This is a genomic window from Methylibium sp. (assembly GCF_965279545.1).
GTDB lineage: Bacteria > Pseudomonadota > Gammaproteobacteria > Burkholderiales > Burkholderiaceae_C > Methylibium.
Window position 1 is genome coordinate 582,700 of sequence record NZ_OZ257250.1, and the last position, 16,139, is coordinate 598,838.

At 68.0% G+C, this 16,139-nt stretch carries 19 protein-coding genes; 15 read left to right on the plus strand and 4 right to left on the minus strand.

The annotated features are described in order from the left end of the window. Nucleotides 1-15 precede the first annotated feature (15 nt). The gene (locus tag ACQY9S_RS02705) at nt 16-594 is read right to left on the minus strand and encodes a urate hydroxylase PuuD (RefSeq protein ID WP_428423035.1); all 579 of its coding nucleotides are present in this window, start codon (nt 592-594) and stop codon (nt 16-18) included. Nucleotides 595-762: 168 nt separating this feature from the next. On the opposite strand from ACQY9S_RS02705, the gene sodB reads away from it, so the two are divergent. Then, nucleotides 763-1,344: a superoxide dismutase [Fe] gene (sodB, locus tag ACQY9S_RS02710; RefSeq protein ID WP_428423036.1), complete on the plus strand. Its 582-nt coding sequence runs from the start codon at nt 763-765 to the stop codon at nt 1,342-1,344. Nucleotides 1,345-1,403: 59 nt separating this feature from the next. Here the strand turns inward: sodB and ACQY9S_RS02715 are convergent, their stop codons facing one another. Beyond that, complete coding sequence (locus tag ACQY9S_RS02715; RefSeq protein ID WP_428423037.1) at nt 1,404-1,886, minus strand: DUF192 domain-containing protein; 483 nt, start codon at nt 1,884-1,886, stop codon at nt 1,404-1,406. Nucleotides 1,887-1,964: 78 nt separating this feature from the next. Between ACQY9S_RS02715 and ACQY9S_RS02720 the strand changes: the two genes are divergently transcribed. The 9 genes from ACQY9S_RS02720 (at nt 1,965) to ACQY9S_RS02760 (ending at nt 9,829) form a co-directional block, all read left to right on the plus strand. Then, the gene (locus ACQY9S_RS02720; RefSeq protein WP_428423038.1) at nt 1,965-4,286 is read left to right on the plus strand and encodes a heavy metal translocating P-type ATPase; all 2,322 of its coding nucleotides are present in this window, start codon (nt 1,965-1,967) and stop codon (nt 4,284-4,286) included. An 18-nt stretch (nt 4,287-4,304) separates the two neighbouring features. Further along, nucleotides 4,305-4,502 carry a cbb3-type cytochrome oxidase assembly protein CcoS gene (gene ccoS, locus ACQY9S_RS02725; protein ID WP_428423039.1) on the plus strand — a complete coding sequence of 66 codons (198 nt, stop codon included), beginning with the start codon at nt 4,305-4,307 and terminating at the stop codon, nt 4,500-4,502. 70 nt (nt 4,503-4,572) lie between these two features. Further along, nucleotides 4,573-6,015 (plus strand): cytochrome-c oxidase, cbb3-type subunit I, encoded by a 1,443-nt coding sequence (gene ccoN / locus ACQY9S_RS02730; RefSeq protein ID WP_428423040.1) that lies wholly within the window; start codon nt 4,573-4,575, stop codon nt 6,013-6,015. Nucleotides 6,016-6,039: 24 nt separating this feature from the next. Next, nucleotides 6,040-6,669, plus strand: coding sequence for a cytochrome-c oxidase, cbb3-type subunit II (ccoO, locus tag ACQY9S_RS02735; protein ID WP_428423041.1), 630 nt, complete (start codon nt 6,040-6,042; stop codon nt 6,667-6,669). A 10-nt stretch (nt 6,670-6,679) separates the two neighbouring features. Then, complete coding sequence (locus ACQY9S_RS02740) at nt 6,680-6,850, plus strand: cbb3-type cytochrome oxidase subunit 3 (protein ID WP_428423042.1); 171 nt, start codon at nt 6,680-6,682, stop codon at nt 6,848-6,850. Then, nucleotides 6,843-7,766 (plus strand): cytochrome-c oxidase, cbb3-type subunit III, encoded by a 924-nt coding sequence (gene ccoP, locus ACQY9S_RS02745; protein ID WP_428423043.1) that lies wholly within the window; start codon nt 6,843-6,845, stop codon nt 7,764-7,766. The genes ACQY9S_RS02740 and ccoP overlap by 8 nt, the downstream gene beginning before the upstream one ends. 28 nt (nt 7,767-7,794) lie before the next feature. Beyond that, nucleotides 7,795-9,279, plus strand: a complete 1,485-nt coding sequence (gene ccoG / locus ACQY9S_RS02750) for a cytochrome c oxidase accessory protein CcoG (RefSeq protein ID WP_428423044.1) — start codon at nt 7,795-7,797, stop codon at nt 9,277-9,279. Between the two features lie 31 nt (nt 9,280-9,310). After that, nucleotides 9,311-9,556 carry a hypothetical protein gene (locus ACQY9S_RS02755; protein ID WP_428423045.1) on the plus strand — a complete coding sequence of 82 codons (246 nt, stop codon included), beginning with the start codon at nt 9,311-9,313 and terminating at the stop codon, nt 9,554-9,556. An 18-nt stretch (nt 9,557-9,574) separates the two neighbouring features. Then, nucleotides 9,575-9,829, plus strand: coding sequence for a hypothetical protein (locus tag ACQY9S_RS02760; RefSeq protein ID WP_428423046.1), 255 nt, complete (start codon nt 9,575-9,577; stop codon nt 9,827-9,829). Between the two features lie 28 nt (nt 9,830-9,857). Here the strand turns inward: ACQY9S_RS02760 and fnr are convergent, their stop codons facing one another. Then, entirely contained in the window at nt 9,858-10,583 is a 726-nt protein-coding gene (fnr, locus tag ACQY9S_RS02765) for a fumarate/nitrate reduction transcriptional regulator Fnr (protein ID WP_428423047.1), read from the minus strand. 173 nt (nt 10,584-10,756) lie between these two features. On the opposite strand from fnr, the gene hemN reads away from it, so the two are divergent. The 4 genes from hemN (at nt 10,757) to ACQY9S_RS02785 (ending at nt 14,728) form a co-directional block, all read left to right on the plus strand. Then, nucleotides 10,757-12,187, plus strand: a complete 1,431-nt coding sequence (hemN, locus tag ACQY9S_RS02770) for an oxygen-independent coproporphyrinogen III oxidase (protein WP_428423048.1) — start codon at nt 10,757-10,759, stop codon at nt 12,185-12,187. 22 nt (nt 12,188-12,209) lie between these two features. After that, nucleotides 12,210-12,905, plus strand: coding sequence for a sulfite exporter TauE/SafE family protein (locus ACQY9S_RS02775; RefSeq protein WP_428423049.1), 696 nt, complete (start codon nt 12,210-12,212; stop codon nt 12,903-12,905). Nucleotides 12,906-13,051: 146 nt separating this feature from the next. Further along, nucleotides 13,052-14,305, plus strand: coding sequence for an NADP-dependent isocitrate dehydrogenase (icd, locus tag ACQY9S_RS02780; protein WP_428423050.1), 1,254 nt, complete (start codon nt 13,052-13,054; stop codon nt 14,303-14,305). A 198-nt stretch (nt 14,306-14,503) separates the two neighbouring features. Beyond that, nucleotides 14,504-14,728 (plus strand): Arm DNA-binding domain-containing protein, encoded by a 225-nt coding sequence (locus tag ACQY9S_RS02785; protein ID WP_428423051.1) that lies wholly within the window; start codon nt 14,504-14,506, stop codon nt 14,726-14,728. A 465-nt stretch (nt 14,729-15,193) separates the two neighbouring features. On the opposite strand, the gene ACQY9S_RS02790 is transcribed toward ACQY9S_RS02785, so the two are convergent. Further along, the gene (locus ACQY9S_RS02790) at nt 15,194-15,427 is read right to left on the minus strand and encodes a hypothetical protein (RefSeq protein WP_428423052.1); all 234 of its coding nucleotides are present in this window, start codon (nt 15,425-15,427) and stop codon (nt 15,194-15,196) included. A gap of 227 nt (nt 15,428-15,654) precedes the next feature. Between ACQY9S_RS02790 and ACQY9S_RS02795 the strand changes: the two genes are divergently transcribed. Beyond that, nucleotides 15,655-16,104, plus strand: coding sequence for a YHS domain-containing (seleno)protein (locus ACQY9S_RS02795; RefSeq protein ID WP_428423053.1), 450 nt, complete (start codon nt 15,655-15,657; stop codon nt 16,102-16,104). Nucleotides 16,105-16,139 lie beyond the last annotated feature (35 nt).

Here is a 16,139-nt window from a genome sequence, read left to right on the forward strand (position 1 = left end):
CGGGACCGCAGGGGATCAGAGGCCCGCGTTCTGCTGCGCCACCATGCAGTAGAGCATGGGGATCGACAGCATGGTGTTGGCGCGCGAGGTCAGCATCGCGAGCCGGCCAGCCTTGGCCTTTTCCTCGGGCGCAACGGTCACGATGCCCAGCGCCTTCTTCTGGTTCGGCCAAATGATGAACCAGACGTTGAAGGCCATCACCAAGGCCAGCCACATGCCGATGCCGATCGCGGTGACCGGCCGCTGCAGGCCCAGGGCCGCGGCGATATAGCCGTTCATCCAGGCCAGCAACAGCCCGGTGATCACGGTGGACAGTGCGGCCCAGCGGAACCAGAACAACGCGGTCGGCGCAATCACCTTGCCGATCGCCGGCTTTTGCTCATCGGGAATCTTCGGCATCGAGGGGATCTGCACGAAGTTGAAGTACCACAGCAGGCCGATCCACATCACGCCCGAGAGAACGTGCAGCCAGCGCATGAAGAACGCGCCCCAGGCATGGCCGAACTGGATGTTGCCGGCCAGCAGGACGATCAGGATCAGCAGCAGCACACCGGCGACCACGGTGCGTCCCAGGGACTGGAAGATTGCGCCCATCGACTCTCTCCTTGTTGTTGGAAGGCGATCAAACTATAGCGAAGTTAACGCAGCGCAGCGCCAGGCTTTTTTGCCTTGCGCGCACCTTGCATCGGGTTGCCGGGCATGATGTCCGCGTGGCGAGCCCGCCCCGCTCATCCCGATCAAACCCAAAAAAGGAAACACCCGATGGAACACGCTTTGCCTGCATTGCCGTACGCGATGGACGCCCTCGCGCCGCACCTCTCGAAAGAGACCTTCGAGTTCCACTACGGCAAGCACCACCAGGCCTATGTCACGAACCTCAACAACCTGATCAAGGGGACCGAGTTCGAGGCCCTGGGGCTGGAAGAGATCATCAAGAAATCGAGCGGCGGCGTGTTCAACAACGCGGCCCAGATCTGGAATCACACCTTCTTCTGGAACAGCATGAAGCCCAAGGGCGGCGGCGAGCCGAGCGGCGCGCTGGCCGCGGCCATCAACGCCAAGTGGGGCAGCCTGGCGGCCTTCAAGGAAGCCTTCACGAAGAGCGCGGTCGGCAATTTCGGCTCCGGCTGGACCTGGCTGGTGAAGAAGGCCGATGGCTCGGTGGACATCGTCAACACCGGCAATGCCGCCACGCCGCTGACCACCGCCGACAAGGCGCTGCTGACCGTCGACGTGTGGGAGCACGCCTACTACATCGATTTCCGCAACGCGCGTCCGAAGTTCGTCGAGACCTTCCTGAACTCGCTCGTGAACTGGGACTTCGCCGCGAAGAACTTCGTCTGAGCAAGACCCTGCACTGATCGATCGAGGCCGGTCCTGGACCGGCCTTTTTCATGATGCGCTCAGGGCTTGAAAGCCGGGCCGCTCAGCCGACTGCCGGCCTTGAATCCGCGTTTGGCGAACCAGCCCTGGTTCATCTCGAGCACCAGCCGCACCGGCTTCGTCGAGCACTTCGACTCCAGCGTCTGCGGCGGCATGTCGACGATCTGCAGGACCGTGCCGTCGTCGGCCAGGTAGGCGATCGACAGCGGCAGCAGCGTGTTCTTCATCCAGAAGCACTGCGTCGCCGCCTCCTCGAAGACGAACAGCATGCCGTCGTTGCTGCCCATCGTCGGCCGGTTCATCAGGCCGATCGCGCGCTGCTCGGGCGTGCGGGCGACCTCGGCCTGGATGTTGTGGATGCCCGCGTTGAGGCGAACGGCCGGCAGCTTCTGCGGACCGGTCTGGGCCAGGGTTGCAGGGCCTGACAACAGGGCGGCGAGCGCCAGCACGAGGCCGGCAGTGTGCGGGAGGCGAAGGCGCATGAACTTGATCTTTGTCAGCATGGGGGTGAAGGGCTGATCTAGAGTAACGCACGGGACGTTCCGTAGCCGACCGCACGCTGACGGCCGCAGCGTCTGCCCATGACGCCGATGCCCGCCACCAGCCTGCCCTTTCCCGCCACCCGCTCTCTCGCCGCCCACGCGCCCGATGGTGCGGCCGATCTGTCGGGTCGGCAGCGGGCGGCACTGGATGATGAAGCGGCCTTGGCCGCCTGCACCACCTGGCAAAACGGTGCCGACGGGCAACGCGAGGCCCGCACGCGGCTGTTGCTGCAGGGGCTGCACTGCGCCGCCTGTGCCGGGATCATCGAAGCCGCCTTGTTGCGGATCGAAGGCGTGCGCAGCGCGCAGGTCAACGCCGCGGCCGAGCGCGCCGAGGTGTGCTGGGATCCGCTGCGCACGCGGGCGTCGGTCTTGATCGATGCGGTGCAGCGCGCCGGCTACCAAGCCTATCTCGCCGACGCGCAAGACGCCTTGCGTGCACGCCAGGCCGAATCGCGCGCCGCGCTGTGGCGCCTGTTCGTCGCGGCCTTCTGCATGATGCAGGTGATGATGGCGGCAGCGCCCAGTTACTTCGCCGCGCCGGGCGACATCGCGCCCGACATCGCGGCGCTGCTGCGCTGGAGCGCCTGGGTGCTGACGCTGCCGGTGCTGCTGTTCTCGGCCCAGCCGTTCTTCGCCGGTGCCTGGCACGCGTTGCGCCAGCGCCGCGTCGGCATGGACGTGCCGGTCGCGCTGGGCATCGTGGTCACCTTCGTCGCCAGCAGCGCTGCGAGCTTCGATCCGGGCGGACCGTTCGGCCACGAGGTCTACTTCGACTCGCTGACCATGTTCGTCTGCTTCCTGCTGGCCGGCCGCTGGCTCGAGGCGCGCTCGCGCGAGCGCAGCACGCGCTCCCTTGATGCGCTGCTGCGCCGCCTGCCCGACAGCGTCGAGCGGCTGGCGGCCGATGGCAGCGTGGCCTGGGTGCCGGTGGCGCGGCTGGTGGCCGGCGACCGGGTGCGCGTTGCGGCGGGCCAGGCCTTTCCCGGTGACGGATTGATGATCGAAGGGCGCACCGAAGCCGATGAATCGCTGTTGACGGGCGAGTCGCGGCCACTGCCGCGCGGTGCCGGCGATGCGGTGATCGCCGGCAGCCTGAACCTCGTCGCGCCCGTGGTGGTGCAGCTGACGCAGGTCGGCACCGGCACGCGCCACCAGCAGATCGTCGATCTGATGCAGCGCGCGCTGGCCGAGCGGCCGACGCTGATGCGCGCGGCCGACCGCATCGCGGCGCCCTTCGTGGTCGGCGTGCTGCTGCTGTCCGGGCTGGCCTTCTGGGCCTGGCTGCAGATCGAGCCGGCGCGGGCGGTGTGGGTCGCAGTCTCGATCCTGATCGTGACCTGCCCGTGCGCGCTGTCGCTGGCCGCGCCGTCGGCACTGATCGCGGCGGCCGGCGCGCTGGCGCGGCGCGGCGTGCTGGTGCAGCGTCTCGATGCGCTCGAAGCCCTGGCCCATGTCGACGTTGCCTGCTTCGACAAGACCGGCACGCTCACCGAGGACCGGTTGGCACTGGCCCACATCGAGTTGCCGGCCGGGGCCGACCGCAGCGCCTGGCTGGCGCGGGCGGCCACGCTGGCCGCGCACTCGCACCACCCGCTGTCGGTGGCCTTGGTGCGCGCCGTGGCGCACGCCGGTGCCGAGGCGCGGACCTGGCGGGACGTGCGCGAGCATGCCGGGCAGGGCCTCGAGGCGTGCGACGCCGACGGGCGGCGCTGGCGGCTCGGGGCGGCGGCCTGGGTCGGTGCGCTGGCGCCCGAGGGCCTCGCTCGCCCGGCCGTGTGGCTCGCGCCGCAGGACGCGGGTGTTGGTGCCGAGGTCGCCCGGTTCGAGTTCGACGAGGCGCTGCGCCCGGACGCGACGGCATTGCTGCAGTCCCTGCGGGCGCAGGGCCTTGATCTGCGCCTGTTGTCCGGCGACCGCGCCGGCGCCGTGCAGGCGGTGGCACGGCGCCTCGGCTTGACGCAGGCGCTGCACGGGGCGGCGCCGCAGGACAAGCTGGCCGCGCTGCGCGGCTTGCAGCGCGAGGGCCACCGCGTGCTGATGGTCGGCGACGGACTCAACGACGGACCGGTGCTGGCCCAGGCCGACGTGTCCATCGCGCTCGGCCACGGCGCGGCGCTGGCGCAGCAGCGTGCCGATTTCGTGGTGCTCGGCAGCCGGCTGGGCGAGATCGCCCACGCGTGCGAACTGGCGCGCCGCTGCGCGCGCATCGTGCGGCAGAACCTGGCCTGGGCCGTGGCCTACAACGCGGTCTGCGTGCCGCTGGCGCTGCTGGGCTGGCTGCCGCCCTGGGCGGCCGGGCTGGGCATGGCCCTGAGTTCGCTGGTCGTCGTGGGCAACGCCCTGCGCCTGGCGCGTTGAAGGCAAGCAAGGCCATCCATGGACAGTCTGTACCTGTTGTTGCCGCTGTCGGTGCTGCTCGCGCTGGGCGTGCTCGGCGTGTTCGCGTGGGCGGTGCACCACGGCCAGTTCGACGACCTCGACCGCGAGGGTGCGCGGGTGCTTGAAGAGGTCGAGCCGTGCGGCGCCCAGACCACACCCTTGCAGTCGACATCGAACGCATCGCTCGATCCTTGACCGGCATCAAGCCGGGCGCCCGCGCCCGTCGCGACACTCGGTGCCATCGACAGGACCCGAGGAGAGTTCGATGAATGCACAGGCGGCCAAAGGCACAGCGCTGGTCTACGAGGATCGCGTGGTCACGCAGTTCGCGCTGGCGGCGGTGCTGTGGGGTGTGGTCGGCATGACCGTCGGCGTGTTCATCGCCGCCCAGCTGACGTGGCCGGAGCTCAACTTCGGCATCCCCTGGCTGAGTTACGGCCGGCTGCGGCCGCTGCACACCAACGCGGTGATCTTCGCTTTCGGTGGCTGCGCGCTGATGGCGACATCCTTTCACGTCGTGCAGCGCACCGGCCAGACCCGCTTGTTCGCGCCGGCGCTGGCGAGCTTCGTGTTCTGGGGCTGGCAGGCGGTGATCGTGCTGGCAGCGCTCACGCTGCCGCTGGGCTTCACGAGCGGCAAGGAGTACGCCGAACTCGAGTGGCCGATCGACATCCTGATCACGCTGGTCTGGGTGGCCTATGCGATCGTGTTCTTCGGCACCATCGGCATCCGCAAAGTGCGCCACATCTACGTGGCCAACTGGTTCTTCGGCGCCTTCATCCTGACGGTGGCGCTGCTGCACCTGGTCAACAGCGCCGCGCTGCCGGTGAGCCTGACCAAGAGCTACTCGGCCTACGCCGGTGTGCAGGACGCGATGGTGCAGTGGTGGTACGGCCACAACGCGGTCGGTTTCTTCCTGACCGCGGGCTTCCTGGGAATGATGTACTACTACATCCCCAAGCAGGCCGAGCGCCCGGTCTACAGCTACCGGCTGTCGATCGTTCACTTCTGGGCGCTGATCTTCACCTACATGTGGGCGGGGCCGCACCACCTGCACTACACCGCGCTGCCTGACTGGGCGCAGAGCGTCGGCATGGTGTTCTCGCTGGTGCTGCTGGCGCCGAGCTGGGGCGGGATGATCAACGGGATCATGACGCTCAGCGGCGCCTGGCACAAGCTGCGCGACGACCCGATCCTGAAGTTCCTGATCGTCTCGCTGTCCTTCTACGGCATGTCGACCTTCGAGGGTCCGATGATGTCGATCAAGACGGTGAACGCGCTGTCCCACTACACCGACTGGACCATCGGCCACGTGCACAGCGGTGCGCTCGGCTGGGTCGGCTTCATCTCGATGGGCTCGCTGTACTACCTGATCCCGCGCATGTTCGGCCGCAAGGAGATGTTCAGCGTGCGTGCGATCGAGCTGCACTTCTGGATCGCGACCATCGGCGTCGTGCTCTACATCGCCGCGATGTGGATCGCCGGCGTGATGCAGGGGCTGATGTGGCGTTCGGTGAACCCCGACGGCACGCTGGTCTACAGCTTCGTCGAGGGCGTGAAGGCGACCTTCCCGTTCTACGTGGTGCGCCTGCTGGGCGGGCTGCTGTACCTGGGCGGCATGCTGCTGATGGCGTGGAACGTCGTGATGACCGTGAAGGTGGGCAGCCGTGAGCGCGTGCCCGTGCCAACCTCGCTCGCAAGAGCCTGAGTCACCCGTCAAGGACCTGATGACATGAGCAACGAACACAATACGGCGCCGGCCAGCGGCCACGCGCGCATCGAGACGTCGAACTGGCTGATGATCGTGCTGATCCTGGTGGTGGTGGCGATCGGCGGTCTGGTCGAGATCGTGCCACTGTTCTTCCAGCGCAGCACCACCGAGCCGGTGGCCGGCCTCAAGCCCTACACCGCGCTGCAGCTCGCCGGCCGCGACGTCTACGTGCGTGAGGGCTGCTACAACTGCCACTCGCAGATGATCCGGCCGTTCCGTGCCGAGACGCTGCGCTATGGCCACTACTCGGTGGCCGGCGAGTTCGTCTACGACCGGCCGTTCCAGTGGGGCAGCAAACGCACGGGCCCCGACCTGCAGCGCGTGGGCGGTCGCTACAGCGACGAGTGGCACCGCATCCACCTGAACAACCCGCGCGACCTGGTGCCGGAGTCGAACATGCCGGCCTACACGTGGCTCGCGACGGCGCCGGTCGACGCCGCGATCATGCCCACCAAGCTCAAGGTCCTGCGGCAGCTCGGTGCGCCCTACAGCGACGCCGAGGTCGCGCAGGCGGCCGACGACGTCAAGGGCAAGACCGAACTCGATGCCCTGGTGGCCTATCTGCAGGTGCTCGGCACCGCGGTGAAGTGAGGAGCGTGAGATGAACCTGAATGAACTGCGGGCGGCGGTGACGCTGCTGTCCTTCCTTGTCTTCATCGGCATCGTGGCCTGGACGATGGCGCGGCGCCGCCGCGAGGCCTTCGACGAGGCGGCGCAGCTGCCGTTCGCGGCCGGCGACGAGCCCAACCGGCTGGAGGGCCGCCATGAGTGATTTCGTCACGAGCGGCTGGCCGCTCTTCATCGGCATCGTCACGGTCGTGGGCCTGGCGGCCTGCCTGATACTGCTGTTCATCGCCAGCCGGCGCAAGGTGATGGCGGGCGACAACACGACCGGCCACGTGTGGGACGGAGACCTGCGCGAGTTGAACAACCCGCTGCCACTGTGGTGGGTGGGGCTGTTCGTGCTGACCGTGCTGTTCGGTGCGCTCTATCTGGTGCTCTATCCCGGGCTGGGCTCCAATCCGGGCCAGTTCGACTGGACCTCGCGCTCGCAGTACCAGGCGGAGATGGAGCGTGGCCGTGCCGAGGCCGAACCCCTCTACACCCGCTTCGCCGCCATGCCGGCGGCCGAACTGGCGCGCGACCCGCAGGCGCATGCCCTGGGCGAGCGGCTCTTCATCAACAACTGCGCCCAGTGCCACGGCTCCGACGCGCACGGCAGCAAGGGCTTCCCGAACCTGACCGACAACGACTGGCTGCACGGCGGTGCGCCCGAGCAGATCGCGCAGACCATCGCACAGGGGCGCCAGGGCATGATGCCGCCGATGGCCGCGGCGGTCGGCAGCGCCGAGGACGTGCGCAACGTCGCCAACTACGTGCTGAGCCTGTCCGGCAGCCCGCACGACAGCATCGCTGCACAACTGGGGCGCGAGAAGTTCGGTGCCTGCGCGGCCTGCCACGGTCCGGGCGGCAAGGGCAATCAGGCCCTGGGCGCACCCAACCTGAGCGACAAGATCTGGCTGCACGGCTGGGGCGAGGACGCGGTGATGAAGATGGTCAACGAAGGCAAGACCAACGTGATGCCGGCGCATGCCGGGCGGCTGAGCGAGGCGCAGATCCAGGTGCTGGCCGCTTACGTCTGGGGGCTGTCGAACACCGGCGGCGCCGCGGTCGCGGCGAAGCAGTGAACTGCCGGAGCGCGACCCCGAGCCGCTGATGAATCGTCCTGCCTCACGCGTCATCCCCATCGCTGCCGCGCCCGACGACACGGGCGAGATGGTGTCGCTGTACGCGAAGCAGGCGACGATCCATGCGCGCGCGGTGCACGGCTGGTTCGCCGCCTGGCGCTGGGCGCTGGTGTGGCTCACGCAACTGGTGTTCTACGGCCTGCCGTGGCTGCCGTGGAACGGCCGCCCGGCGGTGCTGTTCGACCTGGGGGCGCGGCGCTTCTACATCTTCGACCTGGTGCTCTATCCGCAGGACTTCATCTACCTCACCGGCCTGCTGATCCTGTCGGCCTACGGCCTGTTCCTGTTCACCGCCGTGGCCGGTCGTCTGTGGTGCGGCTACGCCTGCCCGCAGACGGTCTACACCGAGATCTTCATGTGGGTCGAGCACCATATCGAAGGCGACCGGCAGGCGCGCCTGAAGCTCGACGCCACGCCCTGGGGCGCCGCGAAGCTGGCCCGCAAATCGGCCAAGCATGCGGTGTGGCTGGCGATCGGGCTGTGGACCGGCTTCACCTTCGTCGGCTACTTCACGCCGATCCGCGAGCTGGGCGGCGAGGCCCTGAGCCTGTTCGGTCTCGCCGGCCCGGGTGCCGCCGGGCCGGGCCCCTGGGAGTGGTTCTGGGTGCTGTTCTACGGCTTTGCGACCTACGGCAATGCCGGCTTCATGCGCGAGCAGGTCTGCAAGTACATGTGCCCCTATGCGCGCTTCCAGAGCGCGATGTTCGACCACGACACGCTGATCATCAGCTACGACACCGCGCGCGGCGAGCCGCGCGGCTCGCGCCCGCGCAGCCTGGCGCACGACGCGCTGGCGGCCCAGGGCAAGGGCGACTGCATCGACTGCACGCTGTGCGTGCAGGTCTGCCCGACCGGCATCGACATCCGCCAGGGGCTGCAGTACGAGTGCATCGGCTGCGCCGCCTGCATCGACGTCTGCGACGGCGTGATGGACAAGATGGACTATCCGCGCGGCCTGATCCGCTACGCGACGCAGAACGGCCTGGCCGCCGGCCGCAGCACGCTGGACTGGCGCCGGGTGTTCCGTCCGCGGGTGCTCGTGTACAGCGTGATCCTGCTGCTGGTCTCGGGCGGTTTCGTTGCCAGCCTGGCACTGCGCAGCCCGGTGCGGGTCGACGTGGTGCGCGACCGTGGCACGCTGGCGCGGCTGGTCGACGAAGGGCGCATCGAGAACGTCTACCGTCTGCAGGTGATGAACGCGACCGAATCCGCGCAGCGCTACCGCGTGGCCGTGAGCGGCATCGCCGGTGCCCAAGCGCAGGTGCGCGGCGAGGTGCTGCTGGCGCCGGCCGAGTCGCGCTGGGTGCCGGTGGCCGTGCAGATCCCGCCGCAGACGGCCGCGGCGCTGGGGCCGGGCGCGCACCCCTTGCGTTTCGAGCTCACACGCGAGGTCGACGGCAGTCAGCCGGCGTTCAGCGTGGTCGAGAAGTCCACTTTCGTCGTGCCGCGCTGAGTGCGGTACGCTGCTCACCAGGAGAGTCTCCATGGCACAGACGAACGCAAAGATCCTGGCGCCCTCCCCGGCAGCGCAGCTGCCGTGGTGGCGCGAGCCCATGCTCTGGCTGGTGCTCGGCGGGCCGCTCGTGGTGGTGGTGGCCGCCATCGCCACCGCCGTGATTGCCGTGCGCGGCAGCGACCCGGTGCTCAGCCGCGCGAGCGAGTCCCTCGACAGCAGCACGCCTGCGGTGCAGGCACGCAACCACGCGGCCACGCCCAGGGCGCCGCACTAGGGCCGGCCGGGACACGCCATGAGGCAACGCACGTTGTGGATCGCCTGGCCCTCGTTCATGATGGCTGGCGTGCTCGAGATGCTGGTGTTCAGCGCCGCCGATCCCGCCGACTTGAGCGGCTGGGTCGGCAGTGCGTTGCAGAGCGTGTCACCGGCGGGTGTGTACACGCTGGCCTTCTTCAGCTTCTGGATCGTGTGCGCGCTCACGTCGATGCTGACGCTGCTGCTGGCGACGCCGGAGCCCGAGGGAACCGAGCCGCGCCGCTGGCCCTGAGTGAGCGGGGGCCTCCGCGCTCGGGGGCTCAGCAGGGGCCGTTGACGAGCCGGCGCAAGCCGGCTTCGTCGAGCACGCGGATGTCGCGTTGCTTCACTTCGAGCAGCCCCTCGTCCTGGAACTTCGAGAAGGTGCGGCTCACCGTCTCGAGCTTGAGGCCGAGGTAGCTGCCGATCTCCTCGCGCGTCATGCGCAGCACCAGCGACGAGGCCGAGAAGCCGCGCGCCTGCAGCCGCTGCGTCAGATTGAGCAGGAAGGCGGCGAGCCGCTCCTCGGCGCGCATGCTGCCGAGCAGCAGCATCACGCCGTGGTCGCGCACGATCTCGCGGCTCATGATCTTGTGGAACTGGTGCTGCAGCGGTGTCGACTCGCGCGAGAGCGTCTCGAGCTGCGTGTAGGGGATCTGGCAGACCTGCGAGTCCTCGAGCGCCACGGCGTCGCAGGCATGGCGGTCGGTGCTGATGCCGTCCAACCCGAGCAGCTCGCCCGCCATCTGGAAGCCGGTGACCTGGTCGCGTCCGTCGTCGGCCGAGACGCGGGTCTTGAAGAAGCCGGTGCGTACCGCGTAGAGCGACTCGAAGCGATCACCGGCGTGGAACAGCGCGTCGCCGCGCTTGACGGCACGGCGGCCACCCACCAGTTCGTCGATCCGGTCGAGGTCCGCATCCGACAGGCCGACCGGCAGGCACAACTCGCGCAGGTTGCAGCTCGAGCAGGCAACCTTGAGCGCTTCGATGCGGATGGGTTGTTCCATGCGGACCATTATGGGTGCGCGCTCGGCGTGAGCTCCGCAAGGCGCGTCAGCGGGTGTGTCCGGGGCAAGTTGCATGATCGGCCTCAAGATGAGTGCAGATTGTCCGGGCCCGTCGACCCCGGGGCTTGATGCAGATCAAGTGCAGGGCGCTGGGCGCTGGGCACAGTCTGGGCATGTCCAGCACTCCCACGACCGCCAAGCCGGCGCCCGCCGCACCGACCGAGGAGCTTCTGAGCCGACTGGACGCGGGCGGGCCGCGCTACACCTCCTATCCCACGGCGGACCGCTTCGTCGAGGCCTTCGGTCCCGCCCAGTACCGGCAGGCGTTGGGGCAGCGCCGCAGCGGCCCGCAGTCGGCCGGTGCGGTGGGCGGCAGTTCACCGCTGTCGCTGTACGTGCACGTTCCGTTCTGCGAATCGGTCTGCTACTACTGCGCCTGCAACAAGGTGATCACGCGCCAGCACCGGCATGGCGCGGAGTACCTGGAGTCGCTCGGACAGGAGATCGCGCTGCACGTGGGCGCGCTCGGCCCGGGGCAGCGCGTGAGCCAGCTGCACCTCGGCGGCGGCACGCCGACTTTCCTCAGCGACGGCGAACTCACGCAACTGATGTCGCTGCTGCGCGCGGCCTTCGACGTGCAGACGCAGGCCGAATGTTCGATCGAGGTCGACCCCCGCACCGTCGATGCCGGGCGGCTGGCGCACCTGAAACACCTCGGCTTCAACCGCCTGAGCTTTGGCGTGCAGGACTTCGATCCTGCCGTGCAGCAGGCGGTGCACCGCATCCAGCCGCAGGAGCAGGTCTCGGCACTGATGGCCAGTGCCCGCGCGCTGGGCTTCGATTCGATCAACATCGACCTGATCCACGGTCTGCCGAAGCAGACGCCGGCTTCGCTGGCACGCACGGTGGAGCAAGTGGCCCGGCTGCGGCCGGACCGCGTGGCGCTCTACGGCTACGCGCACCTGCCGCAGCGCTTCAAGCCGCAGCGGCGCATCCATGCGCAGGACCTGCCCGGCACGGCGCAGCGTGTCACGATGCTGTCGAACGCGATCGCCGGCTTCCTGGAGCACGGCTACGACTACATCGGCATGGACCACTTCGCGCTGCCGACCGATGCGCTGGCGACGGCCAAGCGCCAGGGGCGGCTGCACCGCAACTTCCAGGGCTACAGCACCCAGCCCGACTGCGATCTGATCGGCCTGGGCGTGTCGGCGATCGGTCGCGTCGGTGCGACCTACAGCCAGAACGCCAAGTCGCTGCCGGAGTACCAGGACGCCTTGCGCGCCGGCGAACTGCCGGTGGTGCGCGGCCTCGTGCTGACGCGCGACGACGTGGTGCGCCGCTCGGTGATCATGGCGCTGATGTGCCAGGGCCGGGTGGTGTTCGAGTCGATCGAGCTGGCCCATCTGCTCGACTTCAGGCGCTACTTCGATGCCGAGCTGCAGCGGCTCGAGCCGCTGGTCGGGCAGGGCCTGGTCGAGATCGACGCCGACGCGATCCAGCTCACGCCGCTGGGCTGGTACTTCGTGCGTGCGGTGGCGATGGTGTTCGACCGCCACCTGCAGGCCGATCGCGACCGCGAGCGTTATTCGCGGTTGATCTGAGACAAGTGCGCGGGGTGCGGCAATGAGCCTCGCACTGATCACGACCGGCCTCGTGCTGGGTCTGGCCGGCAGTCCGCACTGCGTTGCGATGTGCGCCGCACCCTGTGCGGCCGTCGAGCGGGCCTGTCCCGGCGCGCGCCCGTGGCAGGCTGCGGTGTCGCTGCAGCTCGGACGGCTGCTGTCCTACGGCAGTGCGGGGGCCCTGGTGGCGGTGGGCGCCGGCTGGCTGGCCGAGATGTTCCAGGCCACCGCCTGGCTGAAACCCTTGTGGACACTGTTGCAGGCGGCGGTGATGGTTTTCGGCCTGTGGCTGCTGCTCACCGGCCGCATCCCGCGCGTTGCGCTGGGCCGCCTCACGGCACCGCTCTCGGCCGTGCCGATGCTCGGGCCGCTCCCGGCCATGGGGCGGGTGCGCCAGCGCGGCTGGGCCTGGTCGGGGGCCGTCGGCCTGCTGTGGGCGGCCTGGCCTTGCGGCCTGCTGTACTCGGCGCTGGTCGTCGCCGCGCTGGCCGACGGGCCGCTCGCCGGTGCGGCGGTGATGCTGGCGTTCGCGCTCGGCGGCGCGCTGGCCTTGTTGCTGGGCCGCAGCCTGCTGGGCCGCCTGGGCCGCGGCGCGGGCGCCGTGCGCTTGGCCGGGGTGCTGCTGGCCGCCGCTGGGGCGTGGGCGATGTGGCACCAGCTGACCGGCCCGGGCGGGCCGTGGTGCATTGCGGCCTAGGACCATTGACCGTCCGGTATTGCCCTGGCACTCCCCTGTGCGCTGCGCAGAGCGGCATCGTTCGCTGCAGTGCACGATGCCTCGCCTAGAATCGAAGTCACCCCTCCTGTTCCTCTCGAACCCCCACCCAGCGGAGACGCAAGTCCATGTACCAGCACATCAAGGTGCCTGCCGACGGCCACAAGATCACCGTCAATGCCGATTTCTCGCTCAATGTGCCCGATCAGCCCATCATTCCCTACATCGAGGGCGACGGCACCGGCTTCGACATCACGCCGGTGATGATCAAGGTGGTCGACGCCGCGGTCGCGAAGAGCTACGGCGGCAAGCGCAAGATCCACTGGATGGAGATCTACGCTGGCGAGAAGTCGACCAAGGTCTATGGCCCCGACGTCTGGCTGCCCGAAGAGACGCTGCAGGTGCTGAAGGAGTACGTGGTGTCGATCAAGGGCCCGCTGACCACGCCGGTGGGCGGCGGCATCCGCTCGCTCAACGTGGCGCTGCGCCAGGAACTCGACCTCTACGTCTGCCTGCGCCCGATCCAGTATTTCGAAGGCGTGCCGAGCCCGGTCAAGGAGCCGCACAAGACCAACATGGTGATCTTCCGCGAGAACTCGGAAGACATCTACGCCGGCATCGAGTTCGAGGCCGAGAGCGAGAAGGCCAAGAAGCTCATCAAGATCCTGCAAGAGGATTTCGGCGTCAAGAAGATCCGCTTCCCGAACACCTCGGGCATCGGCATCAAGCCCGTGTCGCGTGAAGGCACCGAGCGCCTGGTGCGCAAGGCGATCCAGTACGCGATCGACAACGACAAGCCCAGCGTGACCATCGTGCACAAGGGCAACATCATGAAGTTCACCGAGGGCGGCTTCCGCGACTGGGCCTACGGCCTGGCACAGAAGGAATTCGGCGCGCAGCCGATCGACGGCGGCCCGTGGTGCAAGTTCAAGAATCCGAAGACCGGCAAGGACATCACCGTCAAGGACTCGATTGCCGACGCCTTCCTGCAGCAGATCCTGCTGCGCCCGGCCGAGTACTCCGTGATCGCCACGCTCAACCTGAACGGCGACTACGTGTCCGATGCGCTGGCGGCGCAGGTCGGCGGCATCGGCATCGCCCCGGGCGCGAACCTGTCGGACTCGATCGCGATGTTCGAGGCCACCCATGGCACCGCGCCCAAGTACGCCGGCAAGGACTACGTCAACCCGGGCTCCGAGATCCTGTCGGCCGAGATGATGCTGCGCCACATGGGCTGGACCGAGGCGGCCGACCTGGTCATCTCGTCGATGGAGAAGTCCATCCTGTCGAAGAAGGTCACCTACGACTTCGCGCGCCTGCTGGACGGCGCCACGCAGGTCAGCTGCTCGGGCTTCGGGCAGGTGATGATCGACCATATGTGAAGCTGCTACCTGGCGTCTCATGACGTCTCGTAAGCCATTGATTTTCCTTGTGAATTTCGAGGAATTTCGTTTTTCTGCGTCTCACTGGTAATCGCGAAATCCCGCCAATTTGGAGAGAATTTTGGAGGGACAGAGGGGGAGAAATCCTCCAAATTCCTCCATTTGTAGGATTCGCAAACCGAGCTAGCGAGACCGTTCATGAGGACATCCCGGTACACCCTTTCTCCGACCCGCATCAACAACGCCAAGCCGAAGCCGTACAAACTGAGCGATGGCGGGGGTCTGTATGTGCATGTGAGCCCTGCGGGCCTGAAGACTTGGCGCTACCAGTACCGTTTCGGCTGTACCCGCGTCGAGGTGACCATCGGCAAGTACCCCGAGGTGGGCGTCGCCGACGCCAGGGATCGGCACTTTGAGTGCTGATCCCGGAGCGAGGTCGATCCGGCTCAGGCCAAGCGCAAGGAGGTGGACGAGCGCAGGCAGCGGGTCCAGGAGACCAAGAAGCCGACAGGCCACGCGCAGACCGTCGTCGGACACGCCGGCAAACTGGTAGCCCGCGACGTTCGGGAACGCATTGAGCGGCGGCGTGACCAGCGTGTCCACGCCCGTGGTCAGATTCTTCACCCGGATCGGTGGATGGATGCTGGGGTTCTGCAATGTGTAGACCACCGTGTTGGCGTCCGGCGTCCGGCGTCCGGCGTCCGGCGTCAGGGCAAGGCAGAACTGTGTGCCGGCCACCACCCGCGTGACGCCGTTGCCGTTGAAGTTCTTCAAGTAGATGTCCGCCGCGAGGGGTGTGACGTCGCTACTCACCAGCGTGTCCGACGACGAGGTGAACAAGACCTTGCCCCCGTCGGCCGACACGCCGCAAATTTGGCCGTCGACCGCCTAGCCGGAGGCACCGGCCGAGGCCAGTGCCAGGGTGGCGTCGGTCGCGGGTGCCGGTGCGGGAGGCGGCGGCGCGGGCGTGCGGCGCGCCAGCGCGGTAGCGCGTTCGGCGTCGAGCGCCGCGGCCGAATTTTGATCGGCGGCATCGTCGCCGCCTCCACCGCACGCGGCGGTGCCGAGCAGCACGGCCAATGACGTGAAGGCCAACGCGAAACGTCTCGCAGATGAATGCACGGTGAATCTCCTGGGATCTGGCAATAGCTCCAGCGACGGATTCTTGGAGCCCGCCGCGCAGAAGTCCTCACCAAACGATCGCGGCAAATCGTCAGACCGCGGGCAACACCGTCTGCCGCCGCTCATGCAGGACCGCGAATCGAATCGCTGAGCACTGCGTGAGAAATCGGTGAGGACTTGCGCCGACGCACGAAACATGATGAGCGCTCGAAGCCTCGGAACCGATCATGAATACTCTTCGACGCCACCTTTTGCTCGCAGTGGCCGCCACTCTGGCGCCCCTTGCCGCGTTGGCCGCAGGGCCAGCCAATCTCGACGCCCGCGGCGTCGCAATCCATGGCCACGACCCGGTGGCCTACTTCGTCGAAAGCAAGGCGGTCATGGGCAAGGCCGAGTACAGCGCCATCGCCGGCGCGGCCACCTACTGGTTCGCCAGCGAGGCGAACCAGCAGCTCTTCAAGGCCGACCCTGCAAAGTACGAGCCGCAGTACGGCGGCTACTGCGCCTACGGTGTCGCCCAGGGCTACAAGCCCGACATCGACCCGACAGCCTTTCGCATCGTCGACGGCAAGCTCTATCTGAACCTCAGCCCCGCCGTCCAGAAGCGCTGGCAGGCAGACATCCCGGGCTTCATTGATCGTGCGAGTCAGAACTGGACTTCGCTGAAGGGCCAGTGATCGCCAACGGCTGAAAGCGCAGCCACCCATCCCAC